The organism is Thalassobacter sp. 16PALIMAR09 (genome assembly GCF_000765485.1).
Taxonomy (GTDB): Bacteria; Pseudomonadota; Alphaproteobacteria; order Rhodobacterales; family Rhodobacteraceae; genus Thalassobacter; species Thalassobacter stenotrophicus.
The window spans coordinates 113376-133227 of the sequence record NZ_JHAK01000006.1; the positions used below are offsets into that span (position 1 = coordinate 113376).

General features: G+C 58.3%; 17 protein-coding genes. 8 read left to right on the plus strand and 9 right to left on the minus strand.

What is annotated here, in order from left to right; translation table 11 throughout:
• Nucleotides 1-50 precede the first annotated feature (50 nt).
• Genes PM04_RS12815 through PM04_RS12825 form a run of 3 tightly spaced genes read left to right on the plus strand, consistent with a single transcriptional unit; the run spans nucleotide 51 to nucleotide 3117 of the window.
• Complete coding sequence (locus PM04_RS12815; RefSeq protein WP_038007454.1) at nucleotides 51-1625, plus strand: phytoene desaturase; 1575 nt, start codon at nucleotides 51-53, stop codon at nucleotides 1623-1625.
• Nucleotides 1622-2647 carry a 15-cis-phytoene synthase gene (gene crtB / locus PM04_RS12820; protein WP_038007457.1) on the plus strand — a complete coding sequence of 342 codons (1026 nt, stop codon included), beginning with the start codon at nucleotides 1622-1624 and terminating at the stop codon, nucleotides 2645-2647. The genes PM04_RS12815 and crtB overlap by 4 nt, the downstream gene beginning before the upstream one ends.
• Nucleotides 2648-2652: 5 nt before the next feature.
• Complete coding sequence (locus tag PM04_RS12825) at nucleotides 2653-3117, plus strand: TspO/MBR family protein (protein WP_038007461.1); 465 nt, start codon at nucleotides 2653-2655, stop codon at nucleotides 3115-3117.
• Nucleotides 3118-3177: 60 nt separating this feature from the next.
• Here PM04_RS12825 and infB read toward each other — a convergent pair whose 3' ends face one another.
• Genes infB through rimP form a run of 4 tightly spaced genes read right to left on the minus strand, consistent with a single transcriptional unit; the run spans nucleotide 3178 to nucleotide 8519 of the window.
• Complete coding sequence (gene infB / locus PM04_RS12830; protein WP_038007464.1) at nucleotides 3178-5652, minus strand: translation initiation factor IF-2; 2475 nt, start codon at nucleotides 5650-5652, stop codon at nucleotides 3178-3180.
• The gene (locus tag PM04_RS12835) at nucleotides 5649-6296 is read right to left on the minus strand and encodes an RNA-binding protein (RefSeq protein ID WP_038007467.1); all 648 of its coding nucleotides are present in this window, start codon (nucleotides 6294-6296) and stop codon (nucleotides 5649-5651) included. The genes infB and PM04_RS12835 overlap by 4 nt, the downstream gene beginning before the upstream one ends.
• An 18-nt stretch (nucleotides 6297-6314) precedes the next feature.
• Nucleotides 6315-7943 carry a transcription termination factor NusA gene (gene nusA / locus PM04_RS12840; protein ID WP_038007471.1) on the minus strand — a complete coding sequence of 543 codons (1629 nt, stop codon included), beginning with the start codon at nucleotides 7941-7943 and terminating at the stop codon, nucleotides 6315-6317.
• Nucleotides 7944-7946: 3 nt separating this feature from the next.
• A complete protein-coding gene (gene rimP, locus PM04_RS12845; protein ID WP_072936780.1) occupies nucleotides 7947-8519 on the minus strand; it encodes a ribosome maturation factor RimP in 573 nt (190 codons plus the stop codon).
• Nucleotides 8520-8691: 172 nt separating this feature from the next.
• Between rimP and PM04_RS12850 the strand changes: the two genes are divergently transcribed.
• Nucleotides 8692-9804, plus strand: coding sequence for an S-(hydroxymethyl)glutathione dehydrogenase/class III alcohol dehydrogenase (locus PM04_RS12850; RefSeq protein WP_038007474.1), 1113 nt, complete (start codon nucleotides 8692-8694; stop codon nucleotides 9802-9804).
• A 33-nt stretch (nucleotides 9805-9837) separates the two neighbouring features.
• Here PM04_RS12850 and PM04_RS12855 read toward each other — a convergent pair whose 3' ends face one another.
• The gene (locus PM04_RS12855; RefSeq protein WP_038007477.1) at nucleotides 9838-10458 is read right to left on the minus strand and encodes a TetR/AcrR family transcriptional regulator; all 621 of its coding nucleotides are present in this window, start codon (nucleotides 10456-10458) and stop codon (nucleotides 9838-9840) included.
• Nucleotides 10459-10599: 141 nt separating this feature from the next.
• Nucleotides 10600-10782 carry a hypothetical protein gene (locus PM04_RS12860; RefSeq protein ID WP_038007480.1) on the minus strand — a complete coding sequence of 61 codons (183 nt, stop codon included), beginning with the start codon at nucleotides 10780-10782 and terminating at the stop codon, nucleotides 10600-10602.
• 227 nt (nucleotides 10783-11009) lie between these two features.
• Between PM04_RS12860 and PM04_RS12865 the strand changes: the two genes are divergently transcribed.
• Nucleotides 11010-11942 (plus strand): AEC family transporter, encoded by a 933-nt coding sequence (locus tag PM04_RS12865; RefSeq protein WP_038007482.1) that lies wholly within the window; start codon nucleotides 11010-11012, stop codon nucleotides 11940-11942.
• Between the two features lie 2 nt (nucleotides 11943-11944).
• Here PM04_RS12865 and dld read toward each other — a convergent pair whose 3' ends face one another.
• Complete coding sequence (gene dld / locus PM04_RS12870; RefSeq protein ID WP_038007484.1) at nucleotides 11945-13627, minus strand: D-lactate dehydrogenase; 1683 nt, start codon at nucleotides 13625-13627, stop codon at nucleotides 11945-11947.
• Nucleotides 13628-13903: 276 nt separating this feature from the next.
• Here dld and PM04_RS12875 point away from each other — a divergent pair, with 276 nt between their 5' ends.
• Complete coding sequence (locus tag PM04_RS12875) at nucleotides 13904-14107, plus strand: hypothetical protein (protein ID WP_038007486.1); 204 nt, start codon at nucleotides 13904-13906, stop codon at nucleotides 14105-14107.
• Nucleotides 14108-14155: 48 nt separating this feature from the next.
• Here the strand turns inward: PM04_RS12875 and PM04_RS12880 are convergent, their stop codons facing one another.
• Nucleotides 14156-16183, minus strand: coding sequence for a PhoX family phosphatase (locus PM04_RS12880; protein ID WP_038007487.1), 2028 nt, complete (start codon nucleotides 16181-16183; stop codon nucleotides 14156-14158).
• A gap of 198 nt (nucleotides 16184-16381) precedes the next feature.
• On the opposite strand from PM04_RS12880, the gene PM04_RS12885 reads away from it, so the two are divergent.
• On the plus strand, nucleotides 16382-17098 hold the full coding sequence (locus tag PM04_RS12885) for a hypothetical protein (protein WP_038007488.1): 717 nt from the start codon (nucleotides 16382-16384) through the stop codon (nucleotides 17096-17098).
• Nucleotides 17099-17152: 54 nt separating this feature from the next.
• Here PM04_RS12885 and pnp read toward each other — a convergent pair whose 3' ends face one another.
• Nucleotides 17153-19288 (minus strand): polyribonucleotide nucleotidyltransferase, encoded by a 2136-nt coding sequence (gene pnp, locus PM04_RS12890; RefSeq protein WP_038007489.1) that lies wholly within the window; start codon nucleotides 19286-19288, stop codon nucleotides 17153-17155.
• Between the two features lie 303 nt (nucleotides 19289-19591).
• On the opposite strand from pnp, the gene PM04_RS12895 reads away from it, so the two are divergent.
• The gene (locus tag PM04_RS12895; RefSeq protein ID WP_038007490.1) at nucleotides 19592-19825 is read left to right on the plus strand and encodes a YdcH family protein; all 234 of its coding nucleotides are present in this window, start codon (nucleotides 19592-19594) and stop codon (nucleotides 19823-19825) included.
• The last annotated feature ends 27 nt before the right edge of the window (nucleotides 19826-19852 follow it).

Below are 19852 nucleotides of genomic sequence, written 5' to 3' on the forward strand. Positions count from 1 at the left end.
GTTAGCCCGCAATATGTAAAGTAAACTAGACATATAGAGTGACAAATAAAATGACCGTAGTCGATTCCCGTATTCAAGCTGACCCTAATGCCGCTGGCCGTCCTCATGCTATTGTGGTGGGCGCTGGGCTTGGCGGGCTGGCCGCCGGTATGCGCTTGGGCGCCAAGGGATACCGTGTGACGGTCATTGATCGGCTGGATGTTGTGGGGGGGCGAGGGTCCTCAATCACATCAAATGGACACCGTTTTGATCTTGGGCCGACGATTGTTACCGTGCCTCAGGTCTATAGGGATCTGTGGGCTGCGTGCGGGCGCGATTTCGACAAAGACGTTGATCTGCGCCCCATGGACCCCTTTTACGAAATTCGGTTTCCCGACGGCGAAACATTCACCGCGCGCCAAAGCACTGAGGCGATGGAGGCCGAAGTTGCGCGCCTTTCGCCCAAAGATGTGCCCGGTTATCGCAGGTTTCTGAAGGATGCCGCGCGGCGCTATGTCGTCGGGTTTGAGGGTATGGTCGCCAAGCCGATGCACAAGGCATGGGACACGATCAAAGTTCTGCCGACCTTTGGGCTGTTGCGGGCGGATCAATCTATTCTGAAGCTCGCGCAGAAGCGGGTCAAAGATGAACGTCTGCGCATGGCGTTGTCGTTTCACCCGCTGTTCATTGGCGGGGACCCGGCGCATGTGACGTCGATGTATGCGCTCGTGAGCCATCTCGAAAAAGAATACGGCGTGCACTACGCGATGGGCGGTGTGCAGGCGATGGCGACCGCGATGGCGAATGTGATCCGGGATCAAGGCGGCCGTGTTCGGTTGGGTGAAGAGGTCGATGAGATCCTCATCAAGAATGGCCGGGCCGCTGGTGTGCGTCTGTCGGATGGTGCAATCGAAGCGGCTGAGATTGTTGTGTCCAACGCGGATGCCGGGTTCACCTACACCCGGCTCTTGCGCAATCACAAACGTAAACGCTGGACGGATCGTAAGGTCCGCTCGCGGCGTTGGTCCATGGGATTGTTCGTTTGGTATTTTGGCACGTCCGGCACCAGCGATATGTGGAAAGACGTGGGGCACCACACCATTCTTAGCGGTCCGCGCTATGAAGGGCTGCTCAACGACATCTTTATCAAGAACAAGCTGGCCGATGACATGAGCCTGTATGTGCACCGCCCCTCGGTCACCGACCCGAGTGTGGCGCCGGAGGGGGGCGATACGTTCTATGCCCTGTCGCCGGTTCCGCACTTGGGTGGCAAAGACCCGGTGGATTGGACGCAAATGGCGGAAACCTACCGCCAAAAGGTTCAAGACGTGTTGGAAGAAAAGATGCTTCCCGGCTTGTGGAAACATCTTTCTGCGAGTGCGGTGTTCACGCCTAATGAATTCCGGGATCGGTATTTATCACCCTTTGGCGCAGGCTTCTCGATTGAGCCGCGCATCCTGCAAAGCGCATGGTTCCGGCCTCACAACGTAAGCGAAGAAGTGCCGGGCCTGTTCCTTGTGGGGGCGGGCACACATCCGGGCGCTGGCTTGCCGGGTGTTGTTTCCTCGGCGGAGGTGTTGGGCAAACTGGTGCCCGCTGTGCCGCCCATGCACATCACCGAAGACATGCGTGAAGCCGCCGAATGAACCCCGTTGACCTAGAGCATTGCCGCGAAGCCATTCGCACAGGGTCGCGCAGCTTTTGGGCGGCGTCGAAACTTTTGCCTTCGGACATTCGGGACCCAGCATTGGCGCTGTATGCGTTTTGCCGATTGGCGGATGACGCCGTGGATGAGGTTGAGGACAAAGCCCCCGCCGTTTTACGCCTGCGCGATCGGTTGGAGCGTGCCTATGCAGGGCGACCCTTTGATGCGCCTGCGGACCGGGCCTTTACCGCGATGATCGAAGAGTTCGAGATGCCACGCGCCCTGCCCGAAGCCCTGTTAGAAGGCCTCGCATGGGACGGGATGGAGCGGCGGTATCAAACATTGTCCGACGTGCGCAGTTACTCGGCCCGTGTCGCCAGCGCGGTGGGTGCGATGATGTGCGTGTTGATGCGTGTACGCGACCCTGATGCGTTGGCGCGGGCCTGTGATTTGGGCGTTGCGATGCAGCTCACCAACATTGCCCGCGATGTCGGAGAGGACGCGCGCGCACGGCGCATCTATTTGCCGTTGGACTGGCTGGAAGAGGCGCAGATCGACGTTGAGGCCTTTTTTGCCAACCCAACTCCGACGCCAGAGGTCCGGCGCATGGTCAAGAAGCTGTTGGCAGAGGCACATCGGCTCTACATTCGGTCCGAGCCAGGCATCGCCAAATTGCCGGTTAAGGCGCGCTTGGGGATATTTGCAGCGCGCAACATATATGACGGCATCGGCCGGGAAATACGGCGCGCAAAATTCGACAGTATCACCCAGCGGGCCCATACGAGTGGCCGCCAAAAGATCGGCTGGATCGGTCAATCTATGTTACAGGCCAGTTTGGCGAGCGTTATGCCTTATTCATCGGTGGTTTACGCGCGCCCCTTAGATGAGGTTGCGTTTTTGGTGAACGCCGCCGCGCATCCGCGTGCAGCGGTTGGCTGGGGCGAGTCTGTGCTGACGGTTTTGGCGCAATTGGAGGCGCGTGATCGGGGGTTATTGGAACCCGGAGAAATGCGCCCTAGTTAAGGGTCATGGATTGGACCCTTTTCGCAATATTTTTCGGTGCTTGTTGCGCCGCCGCCGCCACGGGGAGCATGTTTGCACCCGGTGCCTGGTATCGTGGCCTCGATAAGCCAACGTGGACACCGCCCGACTGGCTTTTCCCGTTGGCTTGGACGGTGCTCTATATCTCAATCGCATTTGCGGCAGCGCGCGTGGCACCGATGGAGGGCTCTGCGTATGTCATGGCCTTTTGGGCGCTGCAAATCGCGCTCAACACGTTGTGGACGCCGGTGTTCTTTGGGTTGCAGCGGTTGGGCGCAGGACTTGTGATCATCGGTTTGCTGTGGCTGTCGGTGCTGGGAATGTTGGCGATGCTTTGGCCGATGGACACACTCGCGTTTTGGATCACGGCGCCCTACCTCGTGTGGGTTTCGGTCGCCGCGGCGTTGAACCTGAGCATCTGGACGCGCAACCGCACCGTGCAAATCGCTTGATCCAATAGAAAAGGGCCTTCCGAAGAAGGCCCTTTGTTTCATTCTTTATTGGCACCCAGCTTAGAGCGCACGTTCGACTTCTTCGCGCTCGAAGATTTCGATCACGTCGCCGGGGCGGATATCGTCGTAGTTTTCAAATGCCATACCGCATTCTTGACCAGACTGGACCTCTTTGACTTCGTCTTTGAAGCGCTTGAGCGTCTTGAGCGTGCCTTCGTGGATAACCACGTTGTCGCGCAGAAGGCGTACACCGGCGGAGCGGCGTGCCACACCTTCGGTGATAAGACACCCAGCAACTTTGCCGACACCAGAGACTTTGAAGACCTCTTTGATCTGCGAGTAGCCGATGAAGGTCTCTTTGATCTCTGCGGACAGAAGGCCCGATGCGGCGGCTTTTACGTCGTCAACCAGATCGTAGATCACCGAATAGTAACGGATCTCAACGCCCTTTTGGTTGGCCGAGTTCCGCGCAGGCGCGTTGGCCCGAACGTTAAAGCCGATGACTGGCGCGCCGGAGGCTTCGGCCAGACCGATATCAGATTCCGTGATCGCGCCCACACCGGAGTGAAGCACACGAACGCGGACTTCATCGTTACCGATTTTTTCCATGGCTTGGATGATCGCTTCGGCAGAACCCTGCACGTCAGCCTTCACCAAGATGGGCAGCTCGGACACGTTTTGATCGTCTTTGGCCTTTGCAAGCAGCTGATCAAGGGTCGTTGCGGCACCAGCGGCGGCGCGTTTATCCTTGGCAGCTTTTTCGCGGTATTCAGCGATTTCGCGTGCTTGGCCTTCGGTGTCGACAACGTTCAGAACGTCGCCAGCTTCGGGCGTTCCGTTCAGGCCTAGCACCTCAACAGGTACGGAAGGTCCGGCTTCGTCGACGCGTTGGCCTTTGTCATCCACCAGTGCGCGGACTTTACCCCATTGCTCACCGACGACGAAGATGTCGCCTTTGCGCAGGGTCCCGTTTTGCACGAGGACAGTCGCGACGGGACCGCGGCCCACGTCAAGCTGTGCTTCGATCACGGCGCCTTGGGCGGCACGTTTGGGGTTAGCTTTAAGCTCTAGGATTTCAGCCTGAAGCGCGATGGCTTCTAGCAGTTGATCCAGACCTTGGCCGGTGTGCGCCGAGACTTCTACGTCTTGGACTTCACCTGACATCGCCTCAACCACGACTTCATGTTGCAACAACTCGGTGCGGACACGCTGTGCGTCGGCTGCGGGGCGGTCCATTTTGTTGATCGCAACGATCATGGGCACGCCAGCGGCCTTGGAGTGGTTAATGGCCTCAATCGTTTGAGGCATCACGCTGTCGTCAGCGGCAACCACCAAGACCACGATATCCGTGACTTGGGCGCCGCGGGCACGCATGGACGTGAACGCCGCGTGGCCAGGGGTGTCGAGGAAGCTCAACACGGTGCCGCCTTCGGTTGTCACCTGATAGGCGCCGATGTGCTGGGTGATCCCGCCGGCTTCGCCAGCAACAACCTTGGCGTCGCGGATCGCATCCAGAAGGGATGTTTTACCGTGGTCAACGTGGCCCATGATGGTGATGACGGGCGGACGAGACTTGAGGTCTTCGTCTTTGTCGTCAACTGTCTGGATCACGTCCTCAACGTCAGCGTCGGAAACGCGCACAACTTTGTGGCCGAATTCTTCGATGATCAGTTCCGCAGTATCCGCGTCGATCACTTGGTTCTGCGTGGCCATGATGCCAGCGTTCATTAGCGATTTTACAACGGCTGCGACACGCTCTGCCATACGGTTGGCCAGTTCCGAGACGACAATCGCCTCAGGCAGCTGAACTTCACGCACGATTTTTTCACGCTCAACCGAGCCGCCCATCGCCTTTTGACGCTGACGCTCTTGCTTGCGCTTCATCGCAGCCATGGACCGTTGACGTCCACCTTCGCCACCGGTCAGGGCTTGGTTCACCGTCAGTTTGCCAGAGCGACGACGATCGTCGGCGGCAGTCTTGGCACGCTTGTCGCCACGGTCTTCTTCTTTGCGGCGAGGCGGCATTTCGGTGCGCGGGCCAGAGGGCGCAGGGCGACCTTCTTTGGCGGGCGCAGGTGCTGCGGCTGCTGCGGGTGCGGCTTTTGCTTCCGCGGAACGCTTGGCGTCGGCGGCTGCTTCTTCTTTGCGGCGCTTTTCGTCTTCTTCGCGCTGCTTGATGGCTTCTTCACGCTCACGCTCAGCACGCTCTTTGGCCTCGGCCTCGTCGCGGCGGCGCTGACGCTCTTCGGCGCGCTCTTGCTCTTCGCGGGCGCGGCGCTCGGCCTCATCCGCTTCGCGGGCTTTGGCTGCTTGCAGCGCCTTTAGCCGGCGGTCCATTTCGGCATCAGTTGCCGTGGGGACTGTGGGGGCAGTGGCATTGGTGCCGGCGTTGCCAGCTTTTGGTACCATAACACGTTTACGCTTCGTCTCGACGACGACGCTTTTGGTGCGTCCGCGGGCGAAGCTTTGCTTCACTTGGCCGCTACGTGCGCCACCAGAAAGTCCGAGGGGTTTTTTACCGTCTTGATCGCTCATGCGTCTGTCTGTTCCTTCCCGGCGGACCCATTCCCGCCGATATCCTTGCGGATGCTTTGAAGCCTTGCGGCTTCCTCTACAACACGTTTGCTGAGTCCACCAGCGCTTAGGGCTGCGTGGATGACTCTGTCGCGTCCGAATGCCAGTCCCAGCTCTTCGGCTGAGAGGTGGCCAATGAATGTATCAGGCCCGCCCGGCTTTTGAATGGGGGCCTTCAGTTTGGTCTTGCCGCGCTCTGAACCGTCGCGGGCTTGCATCAGCACACGGGCGCGTTCCAGTTCAAGCCAGCCACGGACCTTTTCGTAACCCGTGATCGCCTGACTTGCCTTGCGTGCAAGGGCAAGACTGTCTTGCACCCGGCGCAAAAGGCCCGTCTCGATGCGGTCGACCATCCCTTCGGGGATCGTCAGCTGTGTCTTTGCCGCACGCGAAAATAGCTTTTTCTTAACGGCCAGTTCCACCGCACTGCGGTCGGACGAAACCCAAATGCCCCGACCCGGCAGTCGCCCTGCCAAGTCCGGAACCACTGACCCATCTGGGCCAGCGACGAAACGGATCATGCGCGACGTTGGGCGCACTTCTCCTGTTGCGATGCAGCGACGTTCTTGAACGTCGCGTGATTTAGCTTTGCCACCTCGGCCCAAGCGCGAAATCCGAGGCCATTAGACCTCGGCCTCCTCGTCGGCTTGTGCCTCATCGTCCGCGCCTTCGGCATCGGGGTCAGCAGCAGCGTCTTCGGGGTCGATCCAGCCCAGCATGACGCGGGCGGTCATAACCATATCGCGGGCCTCTTCGAGGCTTACGTCGAATTTCTCCAGCAGGCCGTCGTCCTTTACGCGTTGGCCATCGATGGTTGTCCAACCACCGGCAAGTTCCCAATCCGCACATGTTGCGAATTCTTCGAGGTTCTTAACACCGTCCTCGGCCAGAGCTTCGAGCATTTGGGGCGTCAGACCTTCGAAGTTCACGAGGCTATCTTCGATGCCCAGTTCGGTCGCGCGCTCCATGGCCTTCTTGTTTTGTGCTTCGAGGAAGTCACGGGCACGGGCCTGAAGCTCATCTGCTGTGGACTCGTCCACACCATCGATGCTCAGCAGTTCGTCTTGCTCGACGTAGGCGACTTCTTCCAACGAAGTGAAGCCTTCGGCCACCAGAAGCTGGGCAAAGAATTCGTCCAGATCGAGAGTGTCCATGAAGAGCTGCGTGCGTTGCGCGAATTCTTTCTGACGACGCTCGGATTCTTCGGCCTCGGTGAGGATGTCGATGTCCAGCCCGGTCAGCTGCGATGCAAGCCGCACGTTCTGACCACGACGGCCAATCGCGAGCGACAGCTGCTCATCAGGGACCACGACTTCGATGCGCTCGGCTTCTTCGTCGAGAACAACCTTCGACACTTCAGCAGGCTGAAGCGCGTTCACGAGGAATGTAGGCGCGTCTTCATTCCATGGGATGATGTCGATTTTCTCGCCCTGAAGCTCGTTCACGACGGCCTGCACACGGCTACCGCGCATACCAACACAGGCACCGACGGGGTCGATGGACCCATCGTACGAGATCACAGCGATTTTCGCACGCGAACCGGGGTCACGGGCCACAGCTTTGATCTCGATGATGCCGTCATAAATCTCGGGCACTTCCATCTTGAACAGTTCGGCCATGAATTCTGGCGCTGTCCGGCTTAGGAAGATCTGCGGGCCACGCGGCTCACGGCGCACGTCTTTGATAAAGACGCGGATACGATCATTCGGGCGATAGCTTTCACGGCCGATTTTCTCATTGCGGCGCAGCACTGCTTCGCCCGCGCCGATATCGACGATGACGTTGCCATACTCTTCGCGCTTGACCAAACCGTTGATGATCGTGCCGGCGCGGTCTTTGAATTCTTCGTACTGACGATCACGCTCAGCTTCGCGCACCTTTTGCAGGATCACCTGTTTGGCGGATTGCGCAGCGATGCGGCCCATTTCAACGGGGGGCACTTCGTCGATCAGCATATCGCCAACCTGCGGGTCTTCTTTGTAGACGCGGGCTTCTTTGACGGTCAGCTCGGCCTGCATGTTTTCAACGGCGTCGTCTTCGACAACTGTCCGCACGCGGGTAAAGGTTGCGCGGCCGGTCTTGCGGTCGATGCTGACGCGGATATCCATCTCGGCGCCGTAGCGGGACTTTGCGGCCCGTGCGAGGCTTTCTTCCATGGCCTCAATCACAAGGCCGGGGTCGATCATCTTCTCGCGGGCAACGGCGTCAGCGGTTTGCAGCAGTTCCAGCTGGTTGGCGGAGGTAATGGCCATGTCTCAGGACTCCTCGTCGTCTAGGACGGTTTCAACATCATCGAATTGGGTTTCATCAATCGCACCTGCATCCTTGCGGGCACGCAAAACATCACGGATCAGCTCATCGGTCAGCACCAGTTTGGCGTCCGAGAGCCATTCGAACTTGAGGCCAATGGTGCCTTGTTCGATTTCCAATAGAACTTCATCACCTTCTGTGCCGGCGATCGTGCCTTTGAAACGGCGCTGGCCATCAATCATCTCGGTGGTTTCGATCTTGGCGACGTAGCCGTTCCAAGCATCAAAATCTTTCAGCCGTGTCAGGGGGCGGTCGATCCCGGGGCTGGACACTTCAAGCGTGTACTCATCCACAATCGGGTCTTCGACATCCATGATGGCGCTGATAGCGGTGGAAATCTGGGCGCAATCGTCGACCTCAATCCCGCCTTCGGGTTTTTCGGCCATGATTTGCAGGATCGGCGTTTTGCCTGACATCAGCCGCAGGCGCACCAGTTCAAAGCCCATGTCTTCGATGACTGGGGTGACGATGTCAGCAAGACGGACATCCATTGCGGTTTTGGCGATTAGTTCAGACAAAAAGGGTCCTCAAAACAAAAAAAGCGAGCCAAGCGGCCCGCTGCATATTCCGGTGGGCGCCAGGGGCGCGCCGCTGTTGAAGGCGGATATAGGGGAAGGATGGCCCTGATGCAAGACAATTGCATTGGACCGCGATTTGACGGAAGGTTCCCGCAAATCGGGAGGACAGATTATGCGCACAAAAGCCGCCGTGGCCATCGCCGCGGGAAAACCCCTAGAGATCATGGATGTGAACCTAGAAGGCCCCAAAGCGGGTGAGGTTTTGGTCGAGATCAAAGCCACAGGTATTTGTCATACGGACGAATTTACGCTGTCGGGTGCGGACCCAGAGGGGCTGTTCCCGGCGATCTTGGGCCACGAAGGTGCGGGCGTTGTGCTAGAGGTCGGGCCCGGCGTGACGTCTTTGAAGCCGGGTGATCACGTCATCCCGCTGTATACGCCCGAATGTCGGGAGTGTGAGTATTGCCTCAACCCCAAGACCAACCTGTGCCAATCGATTCGTTCCACTCAAGGCGCGGGCCTTATGCCTGATGGGACCTCACGGTTTTCGACGCTGGATGGAGATCCAATCCTGCATTACATGGGCTGCTCGACGTTTTCCAATCACACCGTCTTGCCCGAAATCGCGCTGGCAAAGGTGCGCCCCGACGCGCCGTTCGACAAAATTTGCTACATTGGCTGTGGTGTCACGACGGGCATCGGCGCGGTGATCAACACGGCCAAGGTTGAAATCGGCTCGCGCGCGATTGTGTTTGGGCTGGGTGGCATCGGGCTTAACGTGATCCAAGGGCTGCGGCTTGCGGGCGCGGATCAGATCGTGGGCGTGGACCTGAACCCAGCCAAGGTCGAAATGGCGACGCGGTTCGGCATGACCGACTTTGTGAACCCCAACGAAGTTGAGGGTGATTTGGTCCCCTACCTTGTGAACCTCACAAAGGGTGGGGCGGACTACACATTTGATGCGACGGGCAATGTGAATGTGATGCGCACAGCGCTTGAGTCTGCACACAAGGGCTGGGGCGAGAGCGTCATTATCGGGGTGGCACCTGCGGGGGCCGAAATTTCAACCCGGCCATTCCAGCTCGTAACCGGGCGGGTCTGGCGTGGGACCGCCTTTGGCGGTGCGCGCGGTCGGACAGACGTGCCTCAGATCGTGGATTGGTACATGGATGGTAAGATTGAGATCGACCCCATGATCACCCACACCATGGGCTTGAATGACATCAATAAAGGGTTTGACCTGATGCACGCGGGCGAAAGCATCCGCTCCGTCGTGGTCTACTAAAGTGCGAGGGGCGGGAGCAATCTCGCCCCTTTGCTAGGCGGCTGTGCCGTAGCGCGTCAGAAACATCTCAACTGCGCTGTCGACAACCCGCTTGATATCCTCGGCTGAAACGCTGGACTTGATCCCCAAAAGCACCTCGAAAAAGCAGTCCGCCTTACACAGCTCGGCGAATTGATGGGCGGCAAGGTGCGGGTCCTCGACCTTTAGCTCACCCCGATCTTCGGCATGTTTGAAAAACGCCATCATGCGATCGACGGTCACGCAGGGGCCTTGGCAATAGAACTGCTGCCCAATTTCGGGGAAACGCCCGGCTTCGGCGATCACAACACGGTACACGCTGATCCCGAACTTCGACATCAGGAGCGTCGCTAGATTTGTCCCGATTTGGGTCAAAACCTCACGGGCGCTGAGGCCATCGTGATCGATTTCCGCAATCAGGCTGGCTTGGCGCGTTATCTCACGCTGCGCGACCTCGATGAACAGTAGCTTTTTGTCGGGAAAGTAGCTGTAGAGCGTGGCTTTTGACACGCCAGCCTCGCGGGCGATGGTGTCAACGCTTGCGCCTTCAAACCCTTCGGCCATGAACACACGCGATGCGCCGTCGATCACCTGATCGAATTTTCGGCCGCGCTTGATCAGGCTCTCTACTTCCATCGGTCTCTCCCTCTTCTTGGGGTTGATTGTAAACGACACGGTTCACTTCAAGCAAGCGTTCGCCGGTGGAAAGCCACGCAATACGAAAAGAGGCACCCGGAGCGGTAACTCCGGATGCCTCTTTGTGACCTTGAGAGTGGGCTATTTGCCCGTGGTTTGGGGTGTCTGTCCGGTCCGGCCGGATTTGACGATGGGGGCGCTGTCTTGTTGGGGGAAAACAAGCGGCGTGTCCCAAGCCGTGCCTATCAAGGTCGAGGCCTGCACCGCGGGAGCGACGGCGGCAAGCCCAAGGGAGAGAGCAATCAGGAGGGGGAGGAGTTTCATATGAATGACCTTTCGCGTGCAATTGTCGGTGTGTTGTGCCGAGAGTTGAGTAAATACTGAACTGTTCAGTTCGTATTTGGTTGGATAATTTGAACCGATCCGTTTAGCAACATAAAAATGAACTCAACGGTTCACTTTTTCGCGCAGCCCGATGTGCACACCCACACAACCGCTTTTGCCATCAGCAAGCCTAGACGCCCCCCGCGCACTGGGATAGCTCTCGGTTAATGTTGGACATATTCCTCAAAACGCTTCCCTTTTTTGGGATTATTGGCCTGGGCTATCTTGCCGGGCGTCGGGGCTTTTTCACGCCTGAGGCGACGGCATACCTCACGAAGTTCGTGTTTTTCTTTGCCCTATCCGCGATGCTGTTCAACTTTGCGGCGAACCTGTCGCTGTCGGATATCTTTGATCCCGGGTTTGTGGGGGCGTACCTTTGGGGGTGTGGCGTCGTTTACTTATTGGCCACGGCGGTTGCGTTTTGGCGGGGGCTATCGGTCGCTGAAGCCGCGATTGAGGCGCAAGTGGCGATCATCGGCAACGTCGGCTTTCTCGGCATCCCAATGCTCGTTTTGCTGTTGGGAGAAGCCGCAGCAGGCCCAATGTTGATGGTCTTGGCGACGGACTTGATCGTGTTCTCATCGCTCATTGTGATCCTGATCACGGGTTCGCGCGATGGGCGCATGTCGTTGGGTGTATTCAAAACTGTGGGCCTGGGGCTTTTGAAAAACCCCATGATTGTCTCGATCGTGTTGGGATTGATGTGGTCCTACTCGGGCCGAGAGCTGTACGCCCCGGTGAACGAATTCCTGTCCTTGCTGGGGGCGGCTGCCACACCCGGTGCGCTGTTTGCAATCGGTGCATCATTGGCGAGCAAGTCGGCTGAACGTATTGAGGTCGCGGCTTGGCTCAGCTTTTGTAAACTGGTGCTGCATCCGTTGTCTGTCGCGTTAGCCGCCCTCGTGTTGTTCCCGGTCGAGCCCTTTGCCGCCGTGGTGATGATTTCCGCCTCTGCGCTGCCAGTTGCAGGCAACGTCTATATGTTGGCACAGTATTATAACGTGGCACCCGCACGTGTATCTGCCGCGATTTTGGTCACGACGGCTGTGTCCATCGTGACCGTCTCGCTCGTGATCGGCTGGCTCAGCCCACTCTCCTAACGCTATTCCGCCGCAATCGGCTGCTTGGTCTTTGACATTTTCCCGATGCCGGGATTGAACGTATTGGTAGGGTCCAATGTTTCATAATGCTCTTTTAACGCGGGCTCGGCTTCATACAGGTGCCCGACATTATGCTCCGCAGGGTACTTTGCACCCCGTTCCGACAGCAATTCCAGCATTGCGGCCTTGATCGCTTTGGGGTCACCGTGGGCTTTGACGATGTAGTCTTGGTGAAACACGTGGCACAGGAAATGCCCGTAGTAGAGCCTGTGGCTCAGGTGCTGGTTGATCTCATCGGGCAGTTCCTCAAACCAAGCCTCATCGTTGCGGCGCAGCGCGATATCCAGCGCGAGGATATCCTCAACCGGGCCGGGGTGTACGGCGGCGTAGCGGGCTGCGGCACCTGCGGCGGCAAACCGGTGTAGCAGTGCCTTTTTGCCCTCTGCTTCGGTACATTTGCGATAGGCGCCTTCCTCTGCAAACACCCGCTCTAAGATCGCCTCAGCCTCTGCAATGCCCGGACCTTCGACCTTTAGGATCAGGTAGTGCTCATAGGTCTGACGCATGTCGCGCATAAACTTGGGCAGGTGCGACGGGAACAGCGCAAAGGCGAATTGCATCAACCAATCGCTCACGTTGTTGGGCACAAACGGCAGGCGATTACCGATGGCATCCACACGCCCCTTCATCGCAAACAATTGCGGAAGGCGGTCTGTGCCCAGCCATTCGATCATGCGGAACGTGTCGCGCCCGTGGCTTTCGGAAATGTCGTAGATGTCTTTGTGCATGTATTCCGCCAGCACGGGCAGGTCGCTCATCTCTGTCAGAAGGGCGCGGCGCAGATTGGTCAGGCGCGCGGTTTCATTCGTGCCGATGTAGAAAACCTGCGTGGCATCGGCGGTGGGGAATGTGTCCAGCCGCACGGCAAACACCGCGACCTTTCCTGCGCATCCCGACGCTTCATGCAAGCGTCGCGGGTCGGCGTTGTAGCGGGCGGGGGTCTCTGCATCGACCTCCCGGACGCGCGCGGCGTATTCCCGGTCTGAGGCCAGTTTTTGCGGGCGCTGCACATCGCGCCACTTGCCTGCTTCTGCGTTGTTCAGGATCTCTTCGGGCGTATCGCCAAGGTCGATGCCTAGGTTGTTCACAAGATGCAATGTGCCGTCCGCAGTGCGCTGGGCGTACAGCGCCAGTTCGGTGTAGGCGGGGCCGCGTTTTACCAATGCGCCGCCAGAATTGTTGCAAATGCCGCCGATCACAGAGGCGCCCAAACAGGATGAGCCAATCTCAGAATGCGGAACACGGCCCAGCGGCTTTAGCGCGTTTTCCAGGGTGAAAAGGGTGGCACCCGGCAGGGCCACGACCTGTTCTGCCCCAGGCAAGACGTGAATGGTGTCCAGCGCGAGGGTGCTGATGATCACCACATCCCGGTCATAGGTGCCGCTTGGGGTTGAGCCTTCGGTCAAGCCTGTGTTGGCGGCTTGCATGATGACAATCGTGTCGGCATCCACGCAGGCTTCGATCACCTGCCATTGTTCAAACAGCGTCTGGGACAGGCAAACCGCAAGCGCGTCGCCCCCACCGGATCGAAAACCTTGGCGGTACCGTTCCGTGGCGGAGGGGCTGGTTAACACACGTTTTGTGCCAAGGATTTCGGTCAAACGGGCGATCAGATTTGCGGGCATGGGGTATGGTGTCCTTTGGTTAATTGAATTTACCAAGGGGCGGCGGGCTGACGGATGTGACAGATCGCGCAAAGCCTGTGGCTGCGCGTATCGACATCAAACCGCCTATGAAATGGGCGAAAATCATTGGTTGAACGCTTGCATTTGTTGAAATTGCTGCGCCGCAGCATTGGTTAATGATTTTCTAATGGTTCCGTGGGAGGCTGTTCCCGGGAGGTTTTTGATCACGGGCTCATCGTCGGAAGAACACTTGGGCCCTCTGAAAGGAACCTGATTATGTGTTTAACGACAGAAGCCCTCGCGGTCTTTTTGAACCTGATTATTCCAAGCAGCGGCATGACCATGAGCGAGGATCGTATTATTATTCACGCCACTGATCGAGATACCCACTGGGTTTTGGCCGAGGGTGAGTGGTGCACAATGGCCCCGCAATTCGACCGGTTTGAACGGGTTGCGGCATTGCGCCAAAGGCCCCAATGACAAAAGGCCCCAGCGTTTGCCAGGGCCTCTCGATTTATCTGATGGGACCTAGACCGCGATCTTGCCGCCGCCTTCTTTTGTGACCACGACCACTGAGGGGCGAGGCGGCATGTTCGGCTCAAAATCAGGCCAGCGTGTGGCTGGGTCCTCAAAGGTCGAGTCGCGCTCAAAGCCTACCAAATCCTTGGTGCCGTCGGTTCCGGGGTGCTGCACCGCAAGGAACAGCGTCTCGGAGTTGTCGGCAAAGTAGGGGCCGCACAACTCTCCGCCCACAGGGCAGCGGAAAAACAGCTTGGAGTGACCGCGCAGGTCGCCCTCTGTTTCCAAGGAATACAGGCCGTCCGATTTCCCAGTACGTCCCCAGCCAGAGCCTTGGTCGGTCGAAATCCAAAGCCGCCCGCTGTCATCAAACGCGCAGTTGTCGGGCGATGAGAACCAGCCATTTTCGCTTGTCTCAGGGTTCCAACGTGCACCAACTTCGGCAATTGTTGGATCGCCGCAAAGAACAACGATGTCCCACGTGCCTTTGGTGGCTGAGTGGTTTTCGCCGTCTTCCTTGATTTCGATGATGTGACCAAAGTTGCTTTGTGGACGCGGGTTGGCGGCATCCACCTGCTCTGGCTTGCGACGCGAGTTGTTGGTGAGCATCAGGTACGCGGTGCCGTTTGGACCGGGTTGCGCATCCTCAGGGCGATCCATCGGAGTGGCCCCCAACGCGTCTGCCGCCATGCGGGTGTCAATTGCGATATCCGCTTGGCTGTCGAACCCGTTTTCCGCCGTAAGCGGCCCTTGGCCATGAACCAACGGCAGCCAATCCACCACGCCATCGGCGTTAAAGCGCGCGACATACAATGTGCCTTCGGACAAGAGCGTGGACCCAAAGTGGCTGTTTTCGGATGTTACGGCCTCAGCTGAGACCCATTTGTATTGGTAATCGAACCGATTATCGTCGCCAGAATAGATCACTAATTTGCCATCAGCGGCGACAATGGCTTCGGCACCTTCGTGGCGGAACCGCCCCAAGGCCGTGTGCTTGATGGGCATCGCATCCGGGTTCAGGGGGTCGACCTCAACGATGTAGCCAAAGCGGTTCGGCTCATTCGGTTCTTTGTCGATGTTGAAACGGTCGTGGTGCTGGCCCCAAGCGTACCAACGCCCGGGCACACCGTAGCGTTTCATGCTTTCGGCCTCGGGCTGGGCCGAGATGTCGACCTTGCCTTCGCTGTCTACGACATCCGACCAGAAATAGCCGTGAAAGTTCTCCTCGGCCATCAGGTAGGTGCCCCATGGCGTCATGCCGCCGGCACAGTTGTTGATTGTCCCCAAGACGGTCATCCCGGCAGGGTCGGCAGAGGTACGAAGACGTGGGTTGCCCGCAGCGGGGCCATCAAAGGTCATCGGGGTGTTAGCTGTGATCCGGCGGTTGGCGGGGTTATTTCGGTTCACTGACCACGCGCCCTCTGCGGATTTTACGATTTCAAACACGGACCCACCGTGGGCGGCCATTTCGATATCCACCAGATCACGGGTCATCCCCTTGAAGCCGTCGCGGTCCTGACGGCCAAGACCGGGGAACATGACTTCTTCGTTGGTGTATTCATGGTTCACGCACAACATGCCGCGGCCGGGCTCAATCTCGGCGAAACCAACGTAATCGTTGTTGTAGCCAAACTGCTGGGACTGGGCCGCAGCTGTCTGGTTCATCACGTCGAATTCAGGGGCATCTGCGGTGATCGGGTCACCCCAGCGCACCAGAACGTCGGCGTTATAACCCTCTGCGATGTGGTGGGCTTCGTCGTTGCCCCATTGCAGCTCATCAAAAATATAGCGGCTGTCGGCGGCGGTGCTGGCGTTGGCGGAGGTAGGCGCCACAAGGGCCGAGGTCCCGAAAAGGGCGGTCGTCGCAGACACACCCAACGCACCGCGCAACACGTCACGGCGGCCATAGCGCGTGTTGATCACATCGCCGATGGTCGAGGACAGGTTGGGGTTGGTGGGAATGTCGTCAAAGGCTTCGAAGGCTTCGGCTTTATTGCCGAATTCATCAGAGTGGATGATCTCGTCACGAGGAGACATGGCAGCGTCCTTCTGCTGGAATAACTGCGCACCGAAATGGCTACGCAAATGCATCGTTAACTATACGGTGTGACGAGAATGATACGTTGGCGTAACAGTTCTATGACGGATTTCACGCAATGGTATTCCGGCACAAAATCGCCCAAAATGCGTGGGATTTCGGCTCGTATCTTGTGGGTAAATCCCTATGTATAGAGCATGACTATCAAAGCAATTGCCGTACTTGGCCTGACACTCGCGTTCTTCATCTCTCCGGTTTTTGTGCCGTTTGATGGGTTCAATCCTACCCTCTATCCGATCCCGCAGTTTACGCCGCCGGTGCTGCCTGCGGGCTATGCGTTTTCGCTGTGGGGTATCATTTACCTTTGGCTGTTGGTGATGGCCGCTGTCGGGCTGTGGCGGTTTCGAGAGGACCCTGCGTGGGACGCGACGCGCCCCGGTTTCATCCTGAGTATGATTGCTGGCGTGCCATGGTTGGCAGTGGCAGAGGTCTCGCCCGTTTGGGCCACGGTTATGATTTACATGATGCTTGTGGGCGCGCTTTGGGCGTTGATCCGTGCGCCGCGCAAGGATGCTTGGATGTTGGCGGGGCCATTGGGCTTGTACGCGGGTTGGCTGACAGCTGCGTCCAGCGTGGCGTTGGGCCTTACCGGTGCGGGCTGGGGCCTCGGCGGGCTTAGCGATGTTGTTTGGGGGTTAATCGCCCTGTGCGTCGCGCTCAGCATCGCGCTTGTCGTGCTGTGGAAGCGGCCCAGCCTGACCTATGGCGCAGCGGTGGTTTGGGCTTTGGTCGCGATTATGGTGCGCAATGATTTCGGCGGGCAGGTTGCAATGCTGGCGGGTGTTGGTGTCGTCATTGTTGCTGGCACAACCCTTTGGTTCCGGGCCCGTCGTCCTGCCCTAGCAACTCACTAAACGCAAAAGGCCCCGGCGTTTCCACCGGGGCCTTTCTTAAGAAACGCGTGGGGCTTAGCCCTCTGCGGCTTCTTCTTTTACTTCTTCTGCGCCAGTTTCCTGGTTCACCATTTTCATGGCGAGCCGGACTTTGCCGCGATCGTCAAAGCCGAGCAGCTTGACCCATACTTCTTGACCCTCTTTGAGGACATCCGAAGGATGGTTCAGGCGACGGTTTTCGATCTGGCTGACGTGCACAAGGCCGTCACGCTTGCCAAAGAAGTTCACAAAGGCGCCGAAGTCGACGATCTTGACGACTTTACCTTTGTAGACTTTGCCTTCTTCGGGCTCTGCGACGATCGAGTGGATCATGTCGTAGGCTTTTTGGATGGCTTCAGCATTCGGCGAGGCGATCTTGATGATGCCGTCGTCGTTGATGTCGACCTTCGCGCCCGAGACTTCCACGATTTCGCGGATGACTTTACCGCCCGAGCCGATCACTTCTCGGATCTTGTCGGTTGGAACCTGCATCGTTTCGATGCGGGGGGCGTGCACAGAGAATTCCTGCGCGCCAGTCAGTGCCTTGGCCATTTCGCCGAGGATGTGGATACGGCCTGCTTTGGCTTGCTCTAGAGCTTTTTCCATGATTGCGGGCGTGATGCCTGCGACCTTGATGTCCATCTGAAGCGATGTGATGCCTTCTTCGGTACCAGCCACTTTGAAGTCCATGTCGCCGAGGTGATCTTCGTCGCCGAGGATGTCGGTCAGGACCGCGTAGTCACCGTCGTCTTCTAGAACGAGGCCCATGGCCACGCCTGCAACGGCGGCTTTCAGGGGCACACCAGCGTCCATCATGGACAGCGAACCGCCACAGACGGAAGCCATCGACGAGGAGCCGTTCGATTCCGTGATCTCGGAGACCAAGCGCACGGTGTACGGGAAGTCGGTTGCGGCGGGCAGAACGGCCTGAAGGGCGCGCCATGCGAGTTTACCGTGACCGATTTCACGACGACCGGGAGGGCCGAAACGCCCAACTTCACCCACCGAGTAGGGAGGGAAGTTGTAGTGCAGCAGGAAGTTCGACTTAAAGTTGCCGTGCAGCGCGTCGATGAATTGCTCATCGTCGCCGGTGCCGAGCGTCGTAACAACCAGACCTTGCGTTTCACCGCGTGTGAACAGCGCCGAGCCGTGGGTCCGTGGCAGGATGCCAGTCTCAGAGACGATCGGACGCACTGTATCAAGGGCACGCCCGTCGATCCGCTTGCCGTTTTTGACAACGTCGCCGCGCAGAACAGCCGATTCCAGCTTTTTCAGTGCGGTGCCGAGGTTCTCGTCAGCCAGTTGCTCTTCGGTCAGTGCGGCTTTGATCGCGTCTTTTGCAGCGGCAACAGCGGCGGTGCGCTCTTGCTTGTCGGTGATCGCGTATGCGGCGCGCATTTGCTCTTCGCCAGCGGCTTTTACAGCGGCCGAGAGGTCGCTGAAATCAGGCGCTTGGAAGTTGAAGGGCTCTTTTGCGGCATCTTCGGCCAGATCAACGATCAGGTCGATGACAGGCTGCATTTGTTCGTGACCAAACTTAACAGCACCCAGCATTTCGGCTTCCGACAGCTCATAGGCTTCGGATTCGACCATCATCACGGCGTCTTTGGTGCCGGCGACAACCAGATCGAGACGCTGCTCGGGGTTGTTGCGCAGGTCCTGCATGTCGTCCACGGCTGGGTTCAGCACGTATTCGCCATCCACGAAACCAACACGTGCGCCAGCGATGGGGCCCATGAATGGTGCGCCAGAGATCGTCAGAGCAGCGGATGCCGCGATCATTGCAACGACGTCTGGGTCGTTTTCAAGATCGTGGGACAGCACGGTGCAGATCACCAGAACTTCGTTTTTGAAGCCGTCCACGAACAGTGGGCGGATCGGGCGGTCGATCAGACGCGAGGTCAGTGTTTCTTTTTCGGTGGGGCGGGCCTCACGCTTGAAGAAACCACCGGGGATTTTACCCGCAGCGTAGTATTTTTCATTGTAGTGCACGGTCAGGGGGAAGAAGTCCTGGCCGGGCTTTTGCGCCTTTGCAAAGGTGACGGCCGCCATGACGGACGTCTCACCGTAGGTGGCGATTACGCAGCCGTCTGCTTGGCGCGCAACTTTACCTGTTTCCAGAGTAAGGGTGTCGTGACCCCACTCGATTTCTTTCTTAACAACGTTGAACATTCATCGTTTCCTATGAGGGAGCACTCCCGGGCCTTCCCGGGTCTCCCGTGGCTTGGCGGCCCCATTGCCGCCGACCCCAATCCTTTTGCACAACGCCGGGGTCTGCTGCGTTACGTCTCAGATGGTGCGCGCATACAGTGTTTGGTGCCGTTTGGGAAGGGTCTTGCTGGCGCGCGGGTTTTGGGCGCGCGTGACTGATTGCTCCAAGTTGATTTGGGTCAAGGCAATCTCGGGGAGACGCGTCAGGTTGGGCGGTGCCCGGTTGGTGAATGGTCCGGGCGCACCAGACATCCCGGAGGACACATGAGCAACACACCCCACGAATTGGCCGAAGAATTTCCCGAAAGCGCGGACCACATGAGCACGCTCAAACAGTCGGACGCCCATTTTGCGAAACTGTTTGAGGATTATCACGAAGTGAACCGTGCCGTGCATCGGGCCGAAACAAATGTGGAGCCTACCTCGGATGAGCATATGAATATGCTGCGCAAGCAACGCATGGCTCTAAAGGATCAGATCGCTCAGTACTTGAACTGACAATCCGCGCCTAGACCGGCACCCCAC

What these genes read in the sequence shown, in the direction of transcription:
- PM04_RS12855 (WP_038007477.1), bottom strand. Translation starts at nt 10,458, where the DNA reads ATGGAAGTAGAGAGCCTGATCAAGCGCGGCCGAAAATTCGATCAGGTG.
- crtB (WP_038007457.1), top strand. Translation starts at nt 1,622, where the DNA reads ATGAACCCCGTTGACCTAGAGCATTGCCGCGAAGCCATTCGCACAGGG.
- pnp (WP_038007489.1), bottom strand. Translation starts at nt 19,288, where the DNA reads ATGTTCAACGTTGTTAAGAAAGAAATCGAGTGGGGTCACGACACCCTT.
- dld (WP_038007484.1), bottom strand. Translation starts at nt 13,627, where the DNA reads ATGCCCGCAAATCTGATCGCCCGTTTGACCGAAATCCTTGGCACAAAA.
- PM04_RS12860 (WP_038007480.1), bottom strand. Translation starts at nt 10,782, where the DNA reads ATGAAACTCCTCCCCCTCCTGATTGCTCTCTCCCTTGGGCTTGCCGCC.
- nusA (WP_038007471.1), bottom strand. Translation starts at nt 7,943, where the DNA reads ATGGCCATTACCTCCGCCAACCAGCTGGAACTGCTGCAAACCGCTGAC.
- infB (WP_038007464.1), bottom strand. Translation starts at nt 5,652, where the DNA reads ATGAGCGATCAAGACGGTAAAAAACCCCTCGGACTTTCTGGTGGCGCA.
- PM04_RS12875 (WP_038007486.1), top strand. Translation starts at nt 13,904, where the DNA reads ATGTGTTTAACGACAGAAGCCCTCGCGGTCTTTTTGAACCTGATTATT.
- PM04_RS12880 (WP_038007487.1), bottom strand. Translation starts at nt 16,183, where the DNA reads ATGTCTCCTCGTGACGAGATCATCCACTCTGATGAATTCGGCAATAAA.
- PM04_RS12865 (WP_038007482.1), top strand. Translation starts at nt 11,010, where the DNA reads ATGTTGGACATATTCCTCAAAACGCTTCCCTTTTTTGGGATTATTGGC.
- PM04_RS12895 (WP_038007490.1), top strand. Translation starts at nt 19,592, where the DNA reads ATGAGCAACACACCCCACGAATTGGCCGAAGAATTTCCCGAAAGCGCG.
- PM04_RS12815 (WP_038007454.1), top strand. Translation starts at nt 51, where the DNA reads ATGACCGTAGTCGATTCCCGTATTCAAGCTGACCCTAATGCCGCTGGC.
- PM04_RS12850 (WP_038007474.1), top strand. Translation starts at nt 8,692, where the DNA reads ATGCGCACAAAAGCCGCCGTGGCCATCGCCGCGGGAAAACCCCTAGAG.
- PM04_RS12885 (WP_038007488.1), top strand. Translation starts at nt 16,382, where the DNA reads ATGACTATCAAAGCAATTGCCGTACTTGGCCTGACACTCGCGTTCTTC.
- PM04_RS12825 (WP_038007461.1), top strand. Translation starts at nt 2,653, where the DNA reads ATGGATTGGACCCTTTTCGCAATATTTTTCGGTGCTTGTTGCGCCGCC.